Source organism: Pseudarthrobacter sp. NKDBFgelt (genome assembly GCF_046097905.1).
Lineage (GTDB): Bacteria > Actinomycetota > Actinomycetes > Actinomycetales > Micrococcaceae > Arthrobacter > Arthrobacter polychromogenes.
On sequence record NZ_JBJURL010000024.1, the window covers coordinates 1 to 20,110 of the forward strand.

Below are 20,110 nucleotides of genomic sequence, written 5' to 3' on the forward strand. Positions count from 1 at the left end.
GCGCCATTGGTGAGCCACTTAGACTCCTTCTACCCGCAGAACGGATGTAACTGAATTGATGACGTCCAGGCCCTTCACGGCCTCGACGGTGGCCGCAAGGGCAGCCTCTGACGCACGGTGGGTGACGATCCGCAGCTCGGCGGATTCCACGTTGGACTCCGCGTCGCGGTGGATGGTCTGCCGCATGATCTCGATGGACACGCCATGCTCGGCGAAGAGCTGGGCAATCCTGGCCAGGACGCCGGGCTGGTCGGCGACGTCGAGCCCGATGTAGTAGCTGGTGACGGCCGCGTCGATCGGCAGCGCCGAAACCTGGCCGGTGGTGGTTTCCGTCCGGCCCGGGCCGCCCAGGACCAGGCTGCGCGCGGCCGAGACAAGGTCGCCCAGGACAGCGGACGCCGTGGGGGTACCACCGGCTCCCTGTCCGTAGAACATCAGTTCGCCGGCGTTCTCGGCTTCGATGAACACTGCGTTGAAGGCGCCGTGGACGGCGGCCAGCGGGTGCTCGCGCGGAAGCAGCGTGGGGTGCACGCGCACGGAGACGCCCTCGCCGCCGCCTGTTTCTGTGTCTGCAACATTAAGCTTTTCCGCAATCGCCAGTAGCTTGATGACAAAGCCGGCGTCCTTGGCCGCGGCGATGTCCGCCGCGGTCACCGAGGTGATTCCTTCGCAGTGGACGTTTTCCAGGGCAAACCGGGTGTGGAAGGACAGCGAGGCAAGGATGGCGGCCTTTGCGGCAGCATCGTGGCCTTCGACGTCGGCAGTGGGGTCCGCCTCTGCGTAGCCAAGTCGCTGCGCTTCGGCGAGGGCATCGGCGAACTGCGCTCCGGTGGTGTCCATCTGGTCAAGGATGAAGTTGGTGGTGCCGTTGACGATGCCCAGGACGCGCGTGATGCGGTCGCCGGCAAGGCTGTCGCGGATGGGCCGCAGGATAGGAATGGCGCCGGCAACGGCGGCCTCATAGGAAAGCTGGACGCCCGCCTTGTCAGCCTCCTCGTGCAGGGTGGGGCCGTCCTGCGCCACGAGCGCCTTGTTGCCCGTGACAACGCAGGCACCGTTGCGGAGTGCAGAGAGGATCAGCGTGCGGGCAGGCTCGATGCCGCCCATCAGCTCGATCACCAGGTCCGCGTCCTTCACCAGGGTGTCGGCGTCGGTGGTGAAGAGCTCCTGGGGAAGGTCCACGTCGCGCTGGGCGTGGACGTTGCGCACGGCGATGCCGCTCAGCTGCAGCTTCGCGCCCGCGCGGGCGGCAAGGGTGTCGGCGTCCTCAATGAGAATCCGCGCAACCTGGGCCCCAACGTTGCCACAGCCCAGCAGGGCCACTTTCAGGGTTCGCAATTCGGTCATTCAGACTCCCATGTCGCGGTTGAGCAGATCTTCTTCGGTTTCCCCGCGGACAATCAGCCGGGCAGATCCGTCGCGCACCGCGACAACGCCCGGCCGGGCCAGATAGTTGTAGTTGCTTGACAGGGCCCAGCAGTAGGCGCCGGTACCCGGTACAGCAAGCAGATCACCGGCTGCCACGTCCTCGGGCAGATATACATCTCTAACAACTATGTCGCCGCTCTCGCAATGTTTGCCCACCACGCGGGACAGCTGCGGGCCGGCTGTGGAAGTGCGGGACGCCAGGATTGCCGAGTAATCCGCGTCGTACAGCACCGGGCGGGCGTTGTCGCTCATGCCGCCGTCCACCGAAACATAGCGGCGCGGATACGTAACGTTGTTGCCGCCGTCACTTGCCCCTGCCTCGGCGGGGGCGTCAACGCGTACGGTCTTCAGCGTTCCCACTTCATAGAGGGTGAACGTGGTGCTGCCCACGATGGCGCGGCCGGGTTCGATGGAGATGCGGGGAGAGTCAATGCCCAGTTCAGCGCAGGTGGAACGCACGACGGCGGCCATCGCCTCCGCAATTTCCGCTGCGGGGCGTGGGGTGTCCACAGACGTGTAGGCAATGCCGTAGCCGCCGCCAAGATCCAGTTCGGGCAGGACGATGGAGTACTTTTCCTGCATGGCGGCGAGGAAGCGGAGGAGCTTCTGGGCGGCCAGGGCAAAACCGTCCGGTTCGAAGATCTGGGAGCCGATGTGGCAGTGCAGCCCCAGCAGTTCGATGCCCGGATGCGCCGACGCAGCCGCGACGGCTTCCTCGGCAGCTGACAGGCCGGCCTGTTCAGTGGTGTCCGCTGCCATGGAAAGGCCGAACTTCTGGTCCTCGTGGGCAGTGGCGATGAACTCGTGGGTGTGGGCGTGTACGCCGGGCGTCAGCCGCAGCATCACTTTGGCCTGTTCCCCCCGGCGTTCGGCGATGTCGCCCACCCGGACCAGCTCGCCGAGGCTGTCCACCACAATCCTGCCGAGCTTCATGTCCAGTGCACGGTGGATCTCGAGGTCGGACTTGTTGTTGCCGTGCAAGGCAACGTCTGCGCCGGGTATGCCGGCCTTTGCCGCGACAGCAAGCTCACCGCCGGAAGCAGTATCCAGCCGGAGGCCCTCCTCTTCGACCCAGCGCACCACGGCGGTGCACAGGAACGACTTGCCGGCATAGTAGACGTCCACTCCCCCGCAGATATCGGCAAACGCATTGTTGAATGCATCGCTGAAGGCGCGTGCCCTGGCGCGGAAATCGTCCTCGCTCATGACGAACAGTGGTGTCCCGTACTGCTGCTGAAGCTCGCTGACCGGAATGCCGCCGACGGTGAGTTCGCCGGAATCGTTCCGGGCTGCGTCCTGTGCCCACATCTTGGGCTCCAGGGTGTTCAGGTCGGCAGGAACCGAAAGCCATTCGGGTGCCAGCGGGGAGTCTTTGCTCTGCGGTGACATGGGGGTCACATCCGTTCCGGGGCGGAGACACCCAGCAGATCGAGACCGTTGGCCAGCACCTGGCTGGTGGCGTCGTTGAGCCACAGCCGGGTGCGGTTGACGTCAGTCACCGCTTCGTCGCCCATCGGCGCAATACGGCAGGCGTCATACCAGCGGTGGTAGGCACCGGCAATCACTTCAAGGTGCCGGGCCACCCGGTGCGGCTCGCGCAGTTCGGCGGCTTTGGCCACGATCGAGGGGTAGCTGCCCAGGTAGGAGAGCAGCTCGTTCTCCGTGGCGTGGTCCAGCAGGGAAGCGTCAAAGGAGTCCGTGCCGTCCACCTGGCGTTCCACACCGGCGGCCACGGCGTTCCGGGCGGCGCCGCGGGAGCGGGCGTGCGCGTACTGCACATAGAACACCGGGTTTTCGTTGCTGTGCTTCTTCAGCAGCTCCGGATCGAGGGTCAACGGCGAATCCGCAGGGAACCGGGCCAGGGAGTAGCGGACAGCGTCCTTCCCGAGCCAGTCGATCAGGTCCTTGAGCTCGATGATGTTTCCGGCCCGCTTGGACAACTTGGCTCCGTTGACGGACACGAGCTGTCCGATCAGCACCTCGATGTGGAGCTCGGGATCGTCGCCGGCGCAGGCCGCAATGGCTTTGAGCCGGTTGATGTACCCGTGGTGGTCCGCGCCGAGCAGGTAGATCTTCTCGGTGAAGCCCCTGTCCTTTTTGGACAGGTAGTAGGCGGCGTCCGCGGCGAAGTAGGTGGGTTCGCCGTTGGCGCGGATCATCACCCGGTCCTTGTCGTCGCCAAAGTCCGTGGTCCGCAGCCACACCGCACCGCCGTCGTCGAACACGTGGCCCTGCTCGCGCAGCCGCGCCACGGCACTTTCGATGGCGCCGGCGTCGTGCAGTTCCTGCTCGGAGAAGAAGACGTCGAACTCCACGCCGAAGTCCGCAAGGGTGGCCTTGATGTCCTTCATCTGCGCCTGGTAGGCAGCGGCGCGGATGACCGGGAGGGCCGCTACTTCCGTCAGTTCGCGGATGTCCGGGTGCTCGGTAAGCACCTCGTGGCCAAGGTCGGCGATGTACTGTCCGGGGTAGCCGCCGTCGGGCACGGGAAGCCCGTGGAGCCGGTTGTAGACGGAGTGGGCGAAGACGTTCATCTGCGTGCCGGCGTCGTTGATGTAGTACTCGGCGGTGACCTCGGCACCGGAGGCGCGCAGGACGCGGGCGATCGCATCCCCCAAGGCTGCCCAGCGGGTGTGCCCGATGTGCAGGGGCCCGGTGGGGTTGGCGGAAACGAACTCCATGTTCACGGTGTGGCCGGCGAGCGCCGAGTTGGTGCCGTACTGCTTTCCGGCTTCGACAATCGCCTTGGCGAGCGCACCGGCAGCAGCGGCGTCCACAGTGATGTTCAGGAACCCCGGCCCGGCGATGTCCACGGCGGACACGCCGTCGATGGACTTCAGCCGTGCGCTGAGGATCGTGGCGAATTCCCGTGGGTTTGTGCCCGCCTGCTTCGCCAGCTGAAGGGCGATATTGGTGGCCCAGTCTCCGTGGTCCCTGTTCTTTGGACGCTCCACGCGCACCTCGTCAGGCACAGCTGATGCAGGAAGGGCGATGTCGCCGGCGGCGACGGCTTCCTTCAGGCAGGCGGATATGGCGAGGGAGAGTTCTTCGGGAGTCACCCCTCTAGCCTACCGGGGGCCCAGTAACAGCAAGTAATTCAAGGCGTTTCCGATGCCTGGTGGTCCACAGGAAACGGTGAAGGCGGTCACAGGTTGAACCAATACGCTGGGTTTGGCGTTGACAACACCGTAACCACCCAGCAGTTCCTGCCCCGCCCACCGACGAAACGAGAGCCCTGATGAGACCCTCAGTCCGTAAAAGTGTCTATGCCGGAATCGCCGGCCTGTCCCTGGCCGGAACGGTGGCCGCCTGCGCCCCGTCTGCCGGAGACTCCTCGCCCGCGCCCGCAGCCTCCGGCAGCAGCACCACCGGAGGCAGTCCCTCGCCCGGCGCATCAACGCCGGCCGGCAGTGGATCCGGCTACAAGGACGGCACCTACAGCGCGGATGGAACGTACGTCTCGCCGAACGGTACCGAAACTGTGGGTGTGGAGCTGACCCTGGCGTCCGGGGCCGTCACGGACGTGCAGATCACCCAGCACCCGTCCAACCCGAACACCCGCAAGTTCCAGGGCGAGTTCGCCGGCGGGATCGCCGGGCAGGTGGTGGGCAGGAACATTGATGAGCTCAATGTTTCCAAGGTTGCCGGTTCCTCCCTCACCAGCGGCGGCTTCAACCAGGCAGTGGAGCAGATCAAGTCGGAGGCCAGGTAGGACGTGCCGGGCGGCGGCTGGGAGGAGTTTGCGTTTGAGGGGATCGGCACGCACTGGGAGATATCCTCGCCCCGGCCCCTCGATCCCCTCCTGCGGGCGCGCCTGCTCGGCCTGGTGGAGCGGTTCGACGCCGACTGGTCCCGGTTCAGGGCGGATTCCCGCGTCAGTGCCATGGCCAGGGATCCCGGCAGGTATGACTTTCCGGCGGAGGCTGGTGCATTGGGGCAGCTGTACCGGACTCTTTATGAGGTTAGCGGCGGGGCCATGACGCCGCTCATCGGACCCAGCCTGGAGCGTTTGGGCTACGACGCAGGCTACTCCCTTCGCCCCTCCGGGTCCGCGCTGCCGGCGCCGGCCTGGGACGATGTGCTGGAGTGGGCAGGCAGCACCCTCACCACCGGGGCTCCCGTTGTGCTGGACATCGGCGCTGCCGGCAAAGGGCTGCTGGTGGACCTGGTGGCTGCCGAACTGGAGGCGGGAGGCATGGACGCGTTCATCGTTGATGCCAGCGGAGACCTGCTGGCGCATGGGCCGGATCCCGTTCCGGTGGCACTCGAACATCCGTACAACCCAACACAGGCCATAGGGGTGGTGCAGCTGTCGGGCCGGGCGCTGTGCGCCTCCGCGGCCAACCGGCGCGCCTGGGGGGACGGCCTGCACCACATCCTGGACGGAAAGACCGGCCGGCCTGTCAGGACCGCCGTGGCAACGTGGGCGCTGGCAGACACCACGATGCTGGCCGACGCCCTGGCAACGGCACTCTTCTTTGTCCCCGGCGCCGAGCTCCAGCGGGCCTTCGACTTCTCCTGGCTGACCGTTTTCTCGGACGGAAGTGCAGCCCACTCCGCAGAGTTTGAAGGGACACTGTTCACATGAGCCCTGTTGAAACGCCGAAGGCCCCGCCGGGCGCCTCCTTGGGCGCGCGGTTGGACACCGCGCTGGGCCGGTTCACCATGTACCGGCTGGTCCTCCTTGTCCTTGCAGTCCTGGCTGTGTGCAGCCTGGTGCTCAATGCCCTTGGGTGGCTGACGTTCGGTATTCCCGAAATGCTGGCGCACCTGGTGCTGTGCCTCGGCCTGACGTACGCGTCGAACAGGGCGCTGGCGCCACTGTTCCGGGTCCGGCCGCACTCCGAGTCCTCGCTCATCACCGGCCTGCTGCTGTACTTCCTGTTCTGGCCCTCGTTCGCCCCGCTGGACGTGGCAGGTGTGGCGTTGGCCTGCGTGCTGGCGTCGGCATCAAAGTATGCGCTCGCCTGGCGCGGCCGCCACATCTTCAACGCCGCCGCGGCGGGAGCCTTCATGGCCGGGCTCACCGGGCTCAATATCGCAACCTGGTGGGCAGCCACCCCTGCCATGCTGTGGGTGCTGGTGCCCGGCGTCCTCCTGGTCCTGCACAGAACCCGGAAGTTCCTGATGGCCTCCGTGTTCCTTGCGGTGGCCACCGCCATCATCACTGCGGAACTACTGCAGGCCGGAATGTCCGTTGGCATGGCGTTGTGGCAATCCCTGGCACAGCGGCCGCTGCTGTTTTTTGTTGGCTTCATGCTCACCGAACCACTCACGCTGCCGCCTCGGAGGTGGCAGCAGCTGGCACTGGCTGCTGTTGTTGGCGTGGTGTTCGCCGTCCCCTACAACTTCGGTTTCCTGGCCAATTCTCCGGAGGCAGCGCTGCTGCTGGGCAATGTGATCGCGTTCCTGATGGGGCAGCGGGGCAGGGTGCTCCTCCGTTTCACCGGAACCAGTCCTTTGACGCCCAGCACCACCGAGTTCAGTTTCGAGCCGTCCCGGCCTGTCCGCTTTGTGCCTGGGCAATACATGGAGCTGGACCTTCCGCACGCAAAATCGGACGGAAAGGGACGACGCCGGGTGTTCAGCCTGACGGGTTCGCCCAGTGAACGCCTGGTCAAGTTTGGGGTGCGGACCGCGGAGCCCCTGTCCGCAGCCAAGAAGGTCCTCCTGTCGCTGAACCCGGGAGACGAGGTGACGGCCACGTCGGTTGGAGGGGATTTTGTCCTCCCCCGCGATCCGCGCAAGCCTGTCCTGCTGATTGCCGCCGGGATAGGCGTCACGCCCTACCTTTCACACGTGTCCTCCGGAGGGTTGCGGGAGCGGGATGCAGTGCTGCTCCTGCTGGCCAGGAGCGCGGACGAGGTTGCCTATGCGGATGAGTTGCGGGCGGCCGGCATCCGCGTCCTGGTCCGCGTGGCGGATGGTTCCGTGCCGCCGTCGGGATTGGCCGGCGCGTCCTGGGATGGCACGCGGGTGGACGGCGAGGCCATCCGTGCCCTGGTCCCCGACGTCGCCGGCCGGGAGGTGTACGTCTCGGGATCCCCTGCGAGCGTTGCGTCACTGCGGCGGGCCGCCAAACAGGCCGGGGCGGCAAAAGTCCACGTTGACTCGTTCTCCGGCTACTGACTTTTCACCGCTGGGAGGCGCCTGGGGCAGTGCGGCCGCGCCGATTTTCACTTGCGGGCCACCTTACTGCTAAGCTCTAGGACGTCCCGCCGGCAACGGCAGGAACCCCGGATTGCCCTCGTAGCTCAGGGGATAGAGCGTCTGCCTCCGGAGCAGAAGGTCGTAGGTTCGAATCCTATCGAGGGCACCAACGAGAACCACCAGAAATCACGGATTTCTGGTGGTTCTCTGCATTTCGGCGGGTGCTGCATTCAACTCGCACCCCGGGCCCGGGACTCCTCCCGTGGGAACTATTGGCCAGGGCTGTGAATTAAACCTTTCAGCAGTGCACCCCCTTTCCCATCACCGGAGCACTGCCACCCAACGAGAGGCGCGTCATCGTAGGCCGAAACGCCGTGACCAGCACGAAAGTTCCCGGGCCGGCCCTGCCCCGGGAGCTGGCCAGTCCCAACGCCGATGTCCCGTTGCGGCCTACCTGTGGGGTCCCATGCTGAGCCGCGACAGAACTCAAGGAAGCCGGCGCGGGCCGCTTCGACTGCTCCCGGGGTTTCTTGTTTTTGTGCTGTTCGCATCAGCGCTGGTAATCCTTGGGCCGGGCCTGCTCAGCGGTTGGCGGGGCGCCGGCGGTTCGCTGGTGTGGAACCCGGAGTGCATTGTGGAGACCCCTGACGGAAAGGTAGGTCTCAACCGTGAGGAGGCGCAACGGGCCACAACAGCCGTCGCACTCCTGGCCCGCGGTGTGGAGTCACCGGACACCTCCGGCATCGACGCGGCGGTGTTGCAGCAGCTGGCCGCCGGCCCACCCGGGGACGCCGGTCCTTCCCTCAGCTGCCGGGGCTCGGCCGCCTCGGGCCTGGTGGAACAACAGCTGGGTGACACCGGCCTGACACCCCGTGCCGAGCGGCTGCGCGGAGCCATGACCGAGGTGTTCGGCACCCAAAGCCTTGGAGGGTTCGCGCCAGGCGGCGTCGGCCAGGGACATGGAGCTGAGTCCACGCACTACGACGGCCGGGCTGTCGATGTGTTCTTCCGCCCGGTGACCGGGGAGAACCGGCGTGCGGGGTGGATGCTGGCCCACTGGCTGGTCGCCCATGCCGACGAGCTGGACATCCAGTACGTCATTTTCGACGACCGCTTCTGGAGCGTGCACAGCTCCCGGGGGCTATGGCAGGAGTACCGCGCACCCGAGCCCCGCAACGAGATCCTGCGCCACCTCGACCACGTCCATGTGGACGTGCTGGCCGGAGGGTCCTGACCACGGTCCGGGAACGGGACGGATTCAGTCTGGATTCTGTCTGGATTCGTACCGCAGACCAGGTGCGGCGTGAGCCTGCCAAGGATTGTCGGTGGCTCCTCGTAGTCTGAATTCACCAAGTTGAGGGGGTACGCCATGCACGGTCCGTTCTGTTCCATCGTCCCGCCATACATGCTGAGAAGGCTGGCCAAACAGGGTGCGCCGGAGTTTTCGTCGGCGGCCAGGGCAGCCAGGGAAGCTCTAGGCCATGTCGAATCGTTTCGTTCAGCGCGGGCCCAGCCCGTACCGGACGTTCCGGCAGGCGTCCGCCCGGCCAAGCCCGGACCACCGCACCGGACCGTCTTTGACGCAAACAGCGCGGAAATTCTCCCTGGCACGCTGGTGCGCAAGGAAGGCGAGGCACCTGTCGGCGACCCTGCGGCCGACGAAGCTTATGACGGGCTTGGCCACACGCACCGGCTCTACGCCGACGTGTTCGGACGGAACTCCATCGACGGACGGGGGCTGCCCCTGAACGCCACGGTCCACTTTGGCCAGTTTTACGACAACGCCTTCTGGGACGGGAAGCAGATGGTTTTCGGCGACGGGGACGGTGAAGTCTTTGAACGGTTCACAAAATCCCTGAGCGTCATCGGGCACGAGCTCGCCCACGGCGTTACCCAGTTTTCAGCTGCGCTCGTGTACCGGAACCAGGCCGGTGCCCTCAACGAATCCATGTCCGATGTCTTCGGCGCGCTGGTGGAACAGTACGTCAACAACCAGTCCGCTGCTGAGGCCAGCTGGCTTATTGGCGAGGGCATCTTCACACCTGATGTGGAGGGCCGCGCCCTGCGCTCCCTGAAGGCCCCCGGAACGGCGTACGACGACGACGTGCTGGGCAAGGACCCCCAGCCGGACTCAATGGACACCTACGTGAGGACCAGCGCGGACAACGGCGGCGTCCACATCAATTCCGGCATCCCCAACCGTGCCTTCTACCTGGTAGCGGAGTCTCTTGGCGGCAACGCCTGGGACTCCCCCGGGCGCATCTGGTACGAGACGCTCACCGGCGGATCGCTTCCGCCTGCCGCCACCTTCAGGGTCTTTGCCCGCGCCACGGCTGCGTCTGCCCTGGAACTCTTCGGTTCCGGGTCCCCCGAGCATGACGCCGTACAGCTGGCGTGGGAAACTGTGAAGGTCAAGCTTTAACGGACGCCCGGCCGGCGCTTTTCGGCCGTCCGGGCTGTAGGGGAAGCCCAAGGACCAGGCCATGAAGATCAGCGTTGAGCGCACCGGAGGAATCGCCGCAATACCAAGGGTGTGGACGGTGGAAGCCCGTTCCGAGACCGCTCTCAACCAGTGGCAGCCCATTGTTGAGGCGTGCCCGTGGGATTCGGTGCCCAGGACACCACGGGCCGCTGCGGAGAAGTTCGCCGGGCAGCAGCCGGACAGGTTTATTTATGCCATTCGGGCGGGGCAGCACCGGGCTGCACTTCCGGAGCAGGCAGTCACCGGGCCATGGCGGGTCCTGGTGGACAGCGCCCGGGAAGCGGCTGAGGCATCGCGCGCCCAGCGGCGGCAGGACGGGGCATCCCCCGGCTGAGTGGTCCGGAAAGCCGGGCTGCGGCCGGAGTCCGGACCGCTTGTGCCAGGCAGGAGCTACCCCACCCCGGCCAGCTGGCCGCGGAAGGCCCGGCGGTATGACTGCGGACTGGTGTCCAGGACCCTGGCGAAGTGGTGGCGCAACAGGACAGGATGCCCGAAGCCTGACTCCCTGGCGATCTCGTCGATGGTGAGATCAGTGGATTCAAGGAGCTCCTGGGCGCGGAGAACACGCTGCGAGTTAAGCCAGGCGGCGGGGGTGGCTCCAGTCTCCGACCTGAACCGCCGTGCAAAGGTCCTCGGCGACATGTGGACCCGTGCCGCCAGTTCATTCACGGTGTGCTCGTGCTCCAGGTTTTCCACCATCCAGCGCAGCAGTTTTTCCATGGGGGCTGAACCGCAGGTAGGCATGGGCCGGTCGATAAACTGCGCCTGGCCGCCATCGCGGTGCGGAGGAACCACCATGTCCCTGGCGATCGCGGCAGCCACGTGCGCCCCCAGTTCCACACGCACCAGGTGGAGGCAGGCATCGATCCCCGCGGCGGTACCGGCGGAGGAGATGATGTTGCCGTCCTGGACATACAGCACGTTTTCGTCAACCTGCACGAGCGGATGTTCGGCGGCCAACTGGCCCGAATAGTGCCAGTGGGTAGTGCAGCGGCGCCCGTCGAGCAAGCCGGCCCGGGCCAGGGCAAACGCTCCGGAGCAGATGGACATCACCCAGGCGCCCCTGGCATCCGCAGCGCGGAGCGCCTCCAGAACCGGTTCGGGCAGTTCGTCGTCCCGGCCATAGGGGGCCATGATGACCAGGTCCGCATCCTTTGTGGCCTCGAGTCCGAGGCCCACGGTCATGGACAGCCCCGACTTCAACGGCACGTTTCCCGGGTAGGGGGTGCACACCCGGAAATCGAAAGCCGGAACCCCGCTACCCCGGGCCGATCTGTCGATGCCGAAGACCTCGCACGCAGTACCGAATTCGAACATCGAGAAATTGGGAACCACGATGACTGCCACTGATTTGAGCATGCTTCCATTGTGGCAGGAATTTAAGCTTTTTGGGCATTTCTGCCACTTCTGTCCTGCTGTTGACAGGAGAAGCATGGAGGCATGGAACTCCTCGTCACCGCCCTCCTCATCGTGATCCTCCTCGTTCTCGCCGCCACCGTTTCAGCGCTTCTGCGTGACGGAAGGGGACATACGCCTCCAGTGGAATCCCACGAAGCGTGGTCCGCCCTGGACCTTCCCAGCATCAACTACACGCTCCGCGTCTTCTAAGCCGGGAGCACCTCCTCCGGCCAGCAAGGGCCGCAACTGCAGGCAGTCGAAGCGGGATGCCCGGGCTCCCGCAGTAGACTGTCAGCAGACATGACACTTCACATCGCCTATCCCGCTGAGCTGCCGGTCTCCGAACGGCGCGAAGACCTGATGGCAGCCATCGCAGCACACCAGGTCACCATCATTGCCGGCGAGACCGGCTCCGGTAAGACCACCCAGATTCCCAAGATGTGCCTTGAGCTTGGGCTGGGCGAGAATGGCCTGATAGGCCATACTCAGCCCCGCCGGCTGGCCGCGCGCACCGTGGCTGAGCGCATCGCCGAGGAACTGGGCGTGGACATCGGGCAGGAAGTGGGCTTCCAGGTCCGCTTCACCGGGGAAGTCAGCCGCGCCACAAAGGTCAAGCTGATGACGGACGGCATCCTGCTCGCGGAAATCCAGCGGGACAAGCTGCTCCGTAAGTACAACGCCATCATCATCGATGAGGCCCACGAGCGCAGCCTGAACATCGACTTCATCCTGGGCTACTTAAAGCGGATCCTGCCGCAGCGGCCGGACCTCAAGGTGATCATCACCTCCGCCACCATCGACCCCCAACGGTTTGCCAACCATTTCGGCACCCCCGACCAACCCGCCCCCATCGTCGAGGTCTCCGGGCGGACCTACCCCGTGGAGATCCGCTACCGCCCGCTGTCGCAGCCGCCCGGTGGTGCTGGCCCCGATGATGAAAATGGTTCCGACGACGAACTCGAGGAAGACCGCGACCCGCTCGACGCCGTCTGCGACGCCGTCGACGAACTTGCCGCCGAAGCACCCGGCGACATCCTGGTCTTCTTTTCCGGCGAGCGCGAGATCCGGGATGCGGCCGACGCGCTGCAGGCCCGCATCCAGTCCAACCGCCGGCTGGCCGGAACGGAAGTCCTTCCGCTCTTCGCCCGCCTGAGCCTGCAGGAACAACACAAGGTGTTCCACCCGGGCAACAAGCGGCGGATCGTACTGGCCACCAACGTGGCCGAAACCTCGCTGACCGTGCCTGGCATCAAATACGTGATCGACACCGGAACCGCCCGCATCTCCAGGTACTCGCACCGCACCAAGGTCCAGCGCCTGCCCATCGAGCGCGTCTCGCAGGCGTCCGCCAACCAGCGTTCGGGGCGGTGCGGCCGCGTCTCGGACGGCATCGCCATCCGCCTCTACTCGGAGGAAGACTTCGAGTCCCGGCCCCTCTACACGGACCCGGAGATCCTGCGGACCAACCTCGCTGCCGTCATCCTCCAGATGACCGCCATGGGAGTGGCCCGCGGCCCCAAGGACGTCGAAAACTTCCCGTTCGTGGAACCACCTGAAACGCGGGCAATCAACGACGGCGTCACGCTGCTCCGCGAACTCGGCGCCCTCGCTGCCGCCCGGCCGCAGAACGGCACGGACGGGGCGAAAAGCGGCGGCGGGCTCACCGCCGTCGGGCAGCAGCTCGCCCAGCTGCCGGTAGACCCCAGGCTGGGCCGGATGATCGTGGAGGCGGGAAAACGCGGCTGCGTCCGCGAAGTGATGATCCTGGCAGCTGCCCTCACCATCCAGGACCCGCGCGAGCGTCCAACCGACAAGCAGCAACTCGCGGCGGAAAAGCACAACCGGTTCAAGGACGAGAACTCGGACTTCACAGGCTTCCTTAACCTCTGGAACTACATCCAGGAGAAGCAGCAGGAGCTGTCCTCGTCGGCCTTCCGCCGGATGTGCCGGGCCGAGTTCATCAATTACCTCCGGGTCCGGGAGTGGCAGGACCTGTTTGCCCAGTTGCGGCAACTCGCCCGGCCCCTGGGCATCAGCCTCGACAACAAGCGCCTTGCCGATCCCGTAGGCAACCACGAGGGCATCCACATCAGCCTTCTTTCCGGGCTCCTGAGCCACATCGGCATCCTTGACGAACGCAAGCGCGAATATGCAGGTGCCCGGGGCAGCCGGTTCGCCATCTTCCCCGGCTCGGCCCTCTTCAAGAAGTCGCCCACGTTCGTGATGGCGGCGGAGCTCGTGGAGACCAGCCGCCTCTGGGCGAGGGTGGCTGCGAAGTTCGATCCTGTGTGGGCCGAACAGGTGGCACCGGACCTGGTGAAGCGCAGCTACAGCGAACCCCACTGGTCCACCCGGCAGGGTGCAGTGATGGCCTACGAAAAGGTCACCCTCTACGGCGTGCCCATCATCGCCCAGCGCAGGATCAACTACGGCAGGGTTGACCCCGTCGTCGCCCGGGAACTCTTCATCCGGCATGCCCTGGTGGAAGGCGACTGGAAAACCCACCACAAGTTCTTCCACCGCAACCGGGCCCTCCTGCATGAGGTTGAGGAGCTGGAGGCCAGGATGCGCCGCCGGGACCTCCTGGTGGATGACGAGACGCTGTTCGAGTTCTACGATGCGCGGATCGGACCTGACGTGGTGTCCGAGCGGCACTTCGACAAGTGGTGGAAGGAGGCGCGGCAGAAGAACCCCGACCTCCTGGATTACGACAAGTCGCTCCTCCTCAGCGACGACGCGGACGGCCTCGATGATTCCGCCTACCCCAAAACCTGGGTACACAAGGGCTTCGAGCTTCCGCTGAGCTACGAGTTCCACCCCGTGGCTCCGGGGTCACCGCCCAACCCCTCCGACGGCGTTACCGCCGAAGTGCCGGTCCTGTTCCTCAACCAGCTGGACGACAAAGCCTTCCGCTGGCTGATCCCCGGGCAGCGCGTGGAGCTGGTGACAGCCCTGATCAAGTCGCTGCCCAAGCAGATCCGGAAGAACTTCGTTCCTGCCCCGGACGTGGCGCGCCAGGCAGTGGCAGTGCTGGAAGCCGACTTTGATCCGGCGGCCGATGACCTGGAGCCGTCCCTTGAGCTTGCCCTGCGCCGCATCCGCGGGCATATCGTCCCGCCTGGATCGTGGAACTGGGATGCCGTCCCGGCCCACCTGCGCGTGTCCTTCAAGGTGGTGGACAGCAGGGGCAAGGTCCTGGATGAGGGCAAGGACCTCGCAGCCTTGCAGGAGAAGCTGGCTCCGGCCACCCGGCGGGCCATTGCCGAATCCCTCGGCGCCACGCCCGCCTCCACGGCACCCGGCAGCGGCAAGTCCTCCGGCAACGGCAGGAAAGCGGCGCAGGCGTCCGGGACAGCGTTCGACGGCGGTTCCCCCGGGGCACAGCAGCCGGCCACGGTGCCGGGAACCGCAGTTGCAGCCGGTTTCAGGGAGCAGGACGGCCTGGCGGAATGGAATTTCGGGACCCTTCAGCGGCAGGTGAGCAACTCAGTCAAGGGCCACACCGTCACGGGATACCCGGCGCTTGTGGACCAGGGAACGTCGGTGGCGCTCCGGGTGTTCCAGACGGCGGCAGAACAGGCGGAAGCGATGCGCGGGGGCGTCATCCGCCTGCTGGCCCTGCGCGTCCCTGCACCGGACCGCTACGTGCTGGAGCACTTGAGCAACACCGAGAAACTGACGTTCAGCCAGAACCCGCACGGCTCCGTCTCGGCCTTGATTGCCGACTGTGCGCTGGCTGCCATCGACAAGCTCACGCCCCAGGAACTGCCGTGGGACCGGGCGTCCTTTGACCGCCTGTATGAGGTGGTCCGGGCAGAACTGATCGATACGGTGTTCAGTGTGACGGCCGTAGTGGAGCGCATCCTTGCCAGCACCCGGCGGATCGAAAAGCAGCTGAAGGGGACCACCAGCCTGGCGCTGATTTCTGCCCTCAATGACGTCAAGAGCCAACTGGAGCAGCTGGTGTATCCGGGCTTTGTAGCACGGACGGGCTATGCACAGCTCAGCCAGCTCCCCAGGTACCTTTCCGCCATCGAAAAGCGGCTGGAACGCCTGCCGGGCAACGTCCAGCGGGATGCCCTCAACATGGCCGTGGTGCAGCGGCTCGAGGACGACTACGACGACGCCGTGTCTGCACTGCTTCCGGGACGCAAGGCCGGACCTGAATTAACCCAGGTGCGCTGGATGCTCGAAGAACTCCGGGTGAGCCTGTTCGCCGTCGAGCTCGGAACAGCGTACTCGGTGTCCGAGAAGCGCATCCGTGCCGTGCTCAACAAGGCGCTGGCCCCGGCCTAGGAGTCCCTCCCCCTGTCGCGGCGCGGACCCGCAGCCGGGTCCACGCCGGACTGGAAATCAGGCCGGGACGAACTCGCCGTATCCCGCAGCCCGGAGGCCCTGGCGGAGTTTCTCCGCATTGGCGTCCAGGACGTCCGGGGCCGGGTTCTGGTCCGCGGTGGCGAAGTTGAACTCGGCCATGCTCCGGGAAGGCCAGACGTGCACGTGGAGATGGTTGATCTCATAGCCGGCCACAATCAGGCCTGCCCGCGCCGCGTCGAAGACCTCCACCTGGACCGCGCCGATGCGGCGGGCCACTTCCATGACCTTGGCCAATGTCTCCGGGGATGCGTCGGTCCAGCGGTCCACTTCCTCGGTGGGGACCACCAGCGTGTGGCCGTCCGCGAGCGGCCCGGTGGTGAGGAAGGCAGCTACCTCCGGTTCCCGCCAGACAAAGCGGCCGGGGATTTCGCCGTTCAGGATCCTGGTAAACAGTGTGCTCATGCGTGTGCCTCCTTGGCGGGTGCGTGCAGGGTGCTGGTGTCCAGCACAAACCGGTATTTCACATCGCCTGCCACCATCCGGTCGTAGGCTTCGTTGAGCTGGTCGGCGCGGACCATCTCGATCTCCGCGGCCACTCCGTGCTCCGCGCAGAAGTCCAGCATCTCCTGCGTTTCTGCAATGCCGCCGATGAGGGAGCCGGCGTAGGCAATCCGGCGCCGGATCAGTGCGCCGGGGTTGACGGGCGGCATCGGCTCCGAGGGGAGCCCCAGCTGGAAGAGCGCACCGTCAACGCGGAGTGTCCGGAAGTAGGGGTTGAGGTCGTGCGGAGCTGCCACGGTGTCGATGATGAGATCGATGGTGCGGTTGGCTGCGGCCATCGCGTCCTCGTCCCGGGACAGGACAACCTCGTCCGCGCCGAGCTCAAGGGCGGCCGCAACCTTGGCCTCCGACGTCGTGAACACCACCACCGTTGCGCCCATGGCCTTGGCAAGCTTGACGGCCATGTGGCCCAGGCCGCCCAGCCCCACCACGCCCACAACATCGCCGTCTTCGACCTCGAAGTGCCGCAGCGGGGAGAAGGTCGTCACTCCCGCGCAGAGCAGTGGCGCAGCGGAGGCAGGGTCAAGCGATTCCGGCACCCGCAGGACGTAGCGCCGGTCCACCACGATGGACGAGGAGTAGCCGCCCTGGGTAACGGCGTCACCGTTCCGGCGGTCCACGGCACCGTAGGTGCCGGTCATGCCGTTTTCGCAGTACTGCTCAAGGCCGTCCAGGCAGCTTTCGCAGTGACGGCACGAATCGACGATGCACCCCACGCCCACCCGGTCACCCACGGCGAAGTCCACAACAGCGGAACCCATCCGGCTGACGGTGCCCACGATCTCGTGTCCGGGCACCAGCGGCCAGGTACTGCCGCCCCACTCGCCGCGGGTGGCGTGCACATCCGAGTGGCACAGGCCGCAGAATTCGATGGCTATTTCGACGTCGTCGGCTTGGGGGGTGTGCCGGGCAAGGGTCAGCGGCACCAACCCGCTGTCCGGGGACGTTGCGCCGTAAGCGGCCGCTGGAACGCCTCCGCCGGACGCCGCCGTCAAAGGGGTGGCAGGGTGTGCAAGGGGCGGAGGTACGGGGCGTCCTGGAGTCATAGTGCGACGCTACCCTTGCCCGGAGGCGTGGTGCCACCCGGCCATCCGCTGCCGCGGCCCGGTTCAGCCCCGGTGGCCACGGGCAGGGCCGGGTTGTTGGACCACTCCGAGAAGGAGCCCGGATAGAGTGCAGCGGGGAATCCGGCGATTTCCAGGGCTGCGACTTCATGGGCGGCAGTAACCCCGGATCCGCAGTACACCGCGACCTGCACTCCGTCGCGGACACCCAGCGACTCAAACCGGCGGCGCAACGCGCCAGCGGCCAGGAACCGCCCGTTGCCGTCCACGTTTTCCGATGTCGGCGCACTGATAGCCCCGGGAATATGCCCGGCCCGCGGATCGATGGGCTCAAACTCGCCGCGGTACCTCTCCCCCGCCCGTGCGTCCAGCAGGAGGCCCGCGTCCGGCCAGGCAACGGCTGCGGCGGCGTCGATGGCCGGCATCTTCCCGTTCGTCAGATGCACACCGCCGGGCTCCGGAACAACGGGCCCCGCTTCGAGCGGAAGCCCCGCGGCACGCCAGGCGGCCAGGCCGCCGTCGAGCAGGTATACCTCCGCCAGCCCGGCGTTACGGAGCATCCACCACACCCGCGCCGCCGCCATGTTGCCGCTGTCATCGTAGGCCACCACGACGTCACCGTCGTTGATGCCCCAGCGCCGGGCGCCCGCTTCGAAATCCTCGGCCGCCGGCAGCGGGTGGCGGCCCCGTTCGGGAACTGCAGGGGCAGCAAGTTCTGTCTGCAGGTCCACAAACACGGCACCCGGCAGGTGCTCCTGCAGGTAGTGGCGGTAGCCGTGGGGATCGCCCAGCGCCCAACGCACATCCAGCAGTACCGTGCGCCGGTGATCCGCAAGGCGGGCCTGCAGCCCGGCAACATCCATCAGGGGGTTCACTGCACTCCTCCAGCGGTGGTAGGGCCAACGGCTCCACTCTAACGGCAGCCCTTACAGCCCCGGGTAGGCTGGTGCGGTGAAGATCGAGCACAGCGCCAGCCGGTACACCTCGGACCGGGACTGGGCGGACCAGGCAATGCGCAAGATCAGGGCAGAAAACAACCGCTCCGCCGACACCCATCTCTACGCTGTCCCCCTTCCGGAGCACTGGGGCGTCCACCTCTACCTCAAGGACGAGTCCACGCACCGCTCCGGCAGCCTCAAGCACCGGCTGGCCCGCTCCCTGTTTCTCTTCGGGCTGGTGAACGGCTGGATCCGGGAGGACACCACCATCGTGGAGGCTTCCAGCGGCAGCACGGCTGTGTCCGAGGCATATTTCGCGCAGCTCCTGGGCCTGCCCTTTGTTGCCGTGATGGCACGCACCACCAGTCCCGAGAAAATCGCCCTGATCGAGCAGTTCGGCGGGTCCTGCCTGCTGGTGGAGCACGCGTTCGAGGTGTACGCGGCCGCCCAGGAGGTCGCGGAGACCTGCAACGGCCACTACATGGACCAGTTCACCTACGCCGAGCGGGCAACTGACTGGCGGGGAAACAACAACATTGCCGAGTCGATCTTTGGCCAGCTCGCGCTGGAGGAACACCCTGTACCCCAGTGGATCGTGGTGGGAGCCGGCACCGGCGGAACCAGTGCCACCATCGGCAGGTACCTCCGCTACCACAGCTACCCAACACAACTGCTGGTGGTGGATCCGGAAAATTCGGCGTTCTACCCGGGCTGGCGGGGCACTTCCGGCGCGCCGGCAGGCCTGCCGTCCCGGATCGAGGGAATCGGGCGGCCGCGGATGGAACCAAGCTTCGTGCCGTCCGTGATCGACCGCATGGTGCAGGTGCCGGACGCCGCGTCAGTGGCCGCGATGCGCCACCTCCACGGCCTTGCGGGACTCCACGCCGGCCCCTCCACTGGGACCAACCTCTGGGGTGTGTGGCAGCTGGTGGCAGAGATGGTGGCCACGGGCCGCTCAGGCAGCATCGTTTCGCTGATGTGCGACGGCGGTGAACGCTATGCGGGCAACTACTACAACCAGGACTGGCTGGCCGCCCAGGGGCTGGACCCTGCGCCGTACGAAGCGGTCCTCCGGCAATTCATGGACACGGGCACCTGGACCGGAGACCCGGCCTAGACCTCCACAGACTCCCGGGCTGCCAGGTGCGTGTATTCGGTGCCGTATTTGGCACCGATCCGCTGGACATGGCCTTCCACAACCCTCAGGCCGTTCTCGTTGAGCAGCCCGTCGTGGATCTGGAATGCGCGCGGCGCCCTGACGCCGATCACGAAGTCCAGCACCTCGGCTGCCTTGCTCCACGGCGCGTGGAGGGGAACCAGCAGCGTCTTGACGCTGATGCCGTCCGGGATCACAAAGGAGTCCCCCGGATGGTAGACATTGTCGTCAATCAGGTAGCCGATGTTGGCCACAATGGGGATCTGCGGGTGGATCAGGGCATGCTGGCCGCCGAAGCTGCGGATGGTGAAACCGGCCGCCTGGAAGGTGGAGCCCGGGTTCACGGCGTGAATGCGCGCGGCTTCGCCGGTGGCCTTGTCCTGCAGCTGGCCGGTAACACGCGCCGGGGCGAAGACCGCCAGTCCCGCGTTTGCGCGCAAAGCGTCCACCACGGCCGGAACGTCAATGTGGTCGGCATGCTCGTGCGTTACCAGGACCGCTTCAGCGGACTGCAGGGCCTCAGCCGATTCCGAGAAGTTGCCCGGATCCAGGACCAGGACCCTGCCGTCTTTTTCCAGCCGGACACAGGAATGGGTGTACTTCGTCAGCTTCATAG

At 66.2% G+C, this 20,110-nt stretch carries 17 protein-coding genes and 1 tRNA gene; 10 read left to right on the forward strand and 8 right to left on the reverse strand.

The window, feature by feature from the left end:
- Positions 1–18: 18 nt before the first annotated feature.
- The 3 genes from ACKAE7_RS08520 to argS are packed head-to-tail and all read right to left on the reverse strand — an operon-like array spanning position 19 to position 4,487.
- Complete coding sequence (locus ACKAE7_RS08520) at positions 19–1,347, reverse strand: homoserine dehydrogenase (RefSeq protein WP_188727864.1); 1,329 nt, start codon at positions 1,345–1,347, stop codon at positions 19–21.
- Positions 1,348–2,817, reverse strand: a complete 1,470-nt coding sequence (lysA, locus tag ACKAE7_RS08525) for a diaminopimelate decarboxylase (protein ID WP_188811858.1) — start codon at positions 2,815–2,817, stop codon at positions 1,348–1,350.
- A 5-nt stretch (positions 2,818–2,822) separates the two neighbouring features.
- Positions 2,823–4,487, reverse strand: coding sequence for an arginine--tRNA ligase (argS, locus tag ACKAE7_RS08530; protein ID WP_188811857.1), 1,665 nt, complete (start codon positions 4,485–4,487; stop codon positions 2,823–2,825).
- Positions 4,488–4,666: 179 nt separating this feature from the next.
- On the opposite strand from argS, the gene ACKAE7_RS08535 reads away from it, so the two are divergent.
- The 7 genes from ACKAE7_RS08535 (at position 4,667) to ACKAE7_RS08565 (ending at position 10,394) form a co-directional block, all read left to right on the forward strand.
- Entirely contained in the window at positions 4,667–5,140 is a 474-nt protein-coding gene (locus ACKAE7_RS08535; RefSeq protein WP_190610101.1) for an FMN-binding protein, read from the forward strand.
- Positions 5,141–5,143: 3 nt separating this feature from the next.
- Positions 5,144–6,016, forward strand: a complete 873-nt coding sequence (locus tag ACKAE7_RS08540) for an FAD:protein FMN transferase (protein ID WP_190610099.1) — start codon at positions 5,144–5,146, stop codon at positions 6,014–6,016.
- Complete coding sequence (locus ACKAE7_RS08545; protein ID WP_408978941.1) at positions 6,013–7,557, forward strand: ferredoxin--NADP reductase; 1,545 nt, start codon at positions 6,013–6,015, stop codon at positions 7,555–7,557. The genes ACKAE7_RS08540 and ACKAE7_RS08545 overlap by 4 nt, the downstream gene beginning before the upstream one ends.
- 114 nt (positions 7,558–7,671) lie before the next feature.
- Positions 7,672–7,747, forward strand: a tRNA-Arg gene (locus tag ACKAE7_RS08550).
- Between the two features lie 369 nt (positions 7,748–8,116).
- A complete protein-coding gene (locus tag ACKAE7_RS08555; RefSeq protein WP_408978942.1) occupies positions 8,117–8,812 on the forward strand; it encodes a hypothetical protein in 696 nt (231 codons plus the stop codon).
- A gap of 135 nt (positions 8,813–8,947) precedes the next feature.
- A complete protein-coding gene (locus ACKAE7_RS08560; protein WP_408978943.1) occupies positions 8,948–10,000 on the forward strand; it encodes a M4 family metallopeptidase in 1,053 nt (350 codons plus the stop codon).
- 61 nt (positions 10,001–10,061) lie between these two features.
- A complete protein-coding gene (locus tag ACKAE7_RS08565; RefSeq protein ID WP_408978944.1) occupies positions 10,062–10,394 on the forward strand; it encodes a protealysin inhibitor emfourin in 333 nt (110 codons plus the stop codon).
- A gap of 56 nt (positions 10,395–10,450) precedes the next feature.
- Here the strand turns inward: ACKAE7_RS08565 and ACKAE7_RS08570 are convergent, their stop codons facing one another.
- Positions 10,451–11,419, reverse strand: a complete 969-nt coding sequence (locus ACKAE7_RS08570; RefSeq protein ID WP_408978945.1) for a GlxA family transcriptional regulator — start codon at positions 11,417–11,419, stop codon at positions 10,451–10,453.
- 81 nt (positions 11,420–11,500) lie between these two features.
- Here ACKAE7_RS08570 and ACKAE7_RS08575 point away from each other — a divergent pair, with 81 nt between their 5' ends.
- The gene (locus ACKAE7_RS08575; protein WP_188811843.1) at positions 11,501–11,668 is read left to right on the forward strand and encodes a hypothetical protein; all 168 of its coding nucleotides are present in this window, start codon (positions 11,501–11,503) and stop codon (positions 11,666–11,668) included.
- A gap of 90 nt (positions 11,669–11,758) precedes the next feature.
- Positions 11,759–15,754 carry an ATP-dependent RNA helicase HrpA gene (gene hrpA, locus ACKAE7_RS08580; protein ID WP_408978946.1) on the forward strand — a complete coding sequence of 1,332 codons (3,996 nt, stop codon included), beginning with the start codon at positions 11,759–11,761 and terminating at the stop codon, positions 15,752–15,754.
- A gap of 57 nt (positions 15,755–15,811) precedes the next feature.
- On the opposite strand, the gene ACKAE7_RS08585 is transcribed toward hrpA, so the two are convergent.
- From ACKAE7_RS08585 to ACKAE7_RS08595, 3 genes are read right to left on the reverse strand one after another with little or no spacing between them, the layout of a single operon-like run.
- Positions 15,812–16,237 carry an HIT family protein gene (locus ACKAE7_RS08585; protein ID WP_188811838.1) on the reverse strand — a complete coding sequence of 142 codons (426 nt, stop codon included), beginning with the start codon at positions 16,235–16,237 and terminating at the stop codon, positions 15,812–15,814.
- The gene (locus ACKAE7_RS08590) at positions 16,234–17,382 is read right to left on the reverse strand and encodes an NAD(P)-dependent alcohol dehydrogenase (RefSeq protein WP_408978947.1); all 1,149 of its coding nucleotides are present in this window, start codon (positions 17,380–17,382) and stop codon (positions 16,234–16,236) included. Before ACKAE7_RS08590 ends, ACKAE7_RS08585 begins: the two co-directional genes overlap by 4 nt.
- The gene (locus ACKAE7_RS08595) at positions 17,379–18,275 is read right to left on the reverse strand and encodes a sulfurtransferase (RefSeq protein WP_408978948.1); all 897 of its coding nucleotides are present in this window, start codon (positions 18,273–18,275) and stop codon (positions 17,379–17,381) included. Before ACKAE7_RS08595 ends, ACKAE7_RS08590 begins: the two co-directional genes overlap by 4 nt.
- Positions 18,276–18,411: 136 nt before the next feature.
- Here ACKAE7_RS08595 and ACKAE7_RS08600 point away from each other — a divergent pair, with 136 nt between their 5' ends.
- Entirely contained in the window at positions 18,412–19,455 is a 1,044-nt protein-coding gene (locus ACKAE7_RS08600) for a PLP-dependent cysteine synthase family protein (RefSeq protein WP_408978957.1), read from the forward strand.
- Here ACKAE7_RS08600 and ACKAE7_RS08605 read toward each other — a convergent pair.
- The gene (locus ACKAE7_RS08605; protein WP_190610084.1) at positions 19,452–20,108 is read right to left on the reverse strand and encodes an MBL fold metallo-hydrolase; all 657 of its coding nucleotides are present in this window, start codon (positions 20,106–20,108) and stop codon (positions 19,452–19,454) included. The genes ACKAE7_RS08600 and ACKAE7_RS08605 overlap by 4 nt on opposite strands.
- Positions 20,109–20,110: the final 2 nt, after the last annotated feature.

Coding starts and splice junctions, on each gene's coding strand:
- ACKAE7_RS08560 (WP_408978943.1), top strand. CDS start 8,948: ATGCACGGTCCGTTCTGTTCCATCGTCCCGCCATACATGCTGAGAAGG.
- ACKAE7_RS08575 (WP_188811843.1), top strand. CDS start 11,501: ATGGAACTCCTCGTCACCGCCCTCCTCATCGTGATCCTCCTCGTTCTC.
- hrpA (WP_408978946.1), top strand. CDS start 11,759: ATGACACTTCACATCGCCTATCCCGCTGAGCTGCCGGTCTCCGAACGG.
- lysA (WP_188811858.1), bottom strand. CDS start 2,817: ATGTCACCGCAGAGCAAAGACTCCCCGCTGGCACCCGAATGGCTTTCG.
- ACKAE7_RS08535 (WP_190610101.1), top strand. CDS start 4,667: ATGAGACCCTCAGTCCGTAAAAGTGTCTATGCCGGAATCGCCGGCCTG.
- ACKAE7_RS08565 (WP_408978944.1), top strand. CDS start 10,062: ATGAAGATCAGCGTTGAGCGCACCGGAGGAATCGCCGCAATACCAAGG.
- ACKAE7_RS08545 (WP_408978941.1), top strand. CDS start 6,013: ATGAGCCCTGTTGAAACGCCGAAGGCCCCGCCGGGCGCCTCCTTGGGC.
- ACKAE7_RS08600 (WP_408978957.1), top strand. CDS start 18,412: ATGCGCAAGATCAGGGCAGAAAACAACCGCTCCGCCGACACCCATCTC.
- ACKAE7_RS08570 (WP_408978945.1), bottom strand. CDS start 11,419: ATGCTCAAATCAGTGGCAGTCATCGTGGTTCCCAATTTCTCGATGTTC.
- ACKAE7_RS08605 (WP_190610084.1), bottom strand. CDS start 20,108: ATGAAGCTGACGAAGTACACCCATTCCTGTGTCCGGCTGGAAAAAGAC.
- ACKAE7_RS08590 (WP_408978947.1), bottom strand. CDS start 17,382: ATGACTCCAGGACGCCCCGTACCTCCGCCCCTTGCACACCCTGCCACC.
- ACKAE7_RS08520 (WP_188727864.1), bottom strand. CDS start 1,347: ATGACCGAATTGCGAACCCTGAAAGTGGCCCTGCTGGGCTGTGGCAAC.
- ACKAE7_RS08585 (WP_188811838.1), bottom strand. CDS start 16,237: ATGAGCACACTGTTTACCAGGATCCTGAACGGCGAAATCCCCGGCCGC.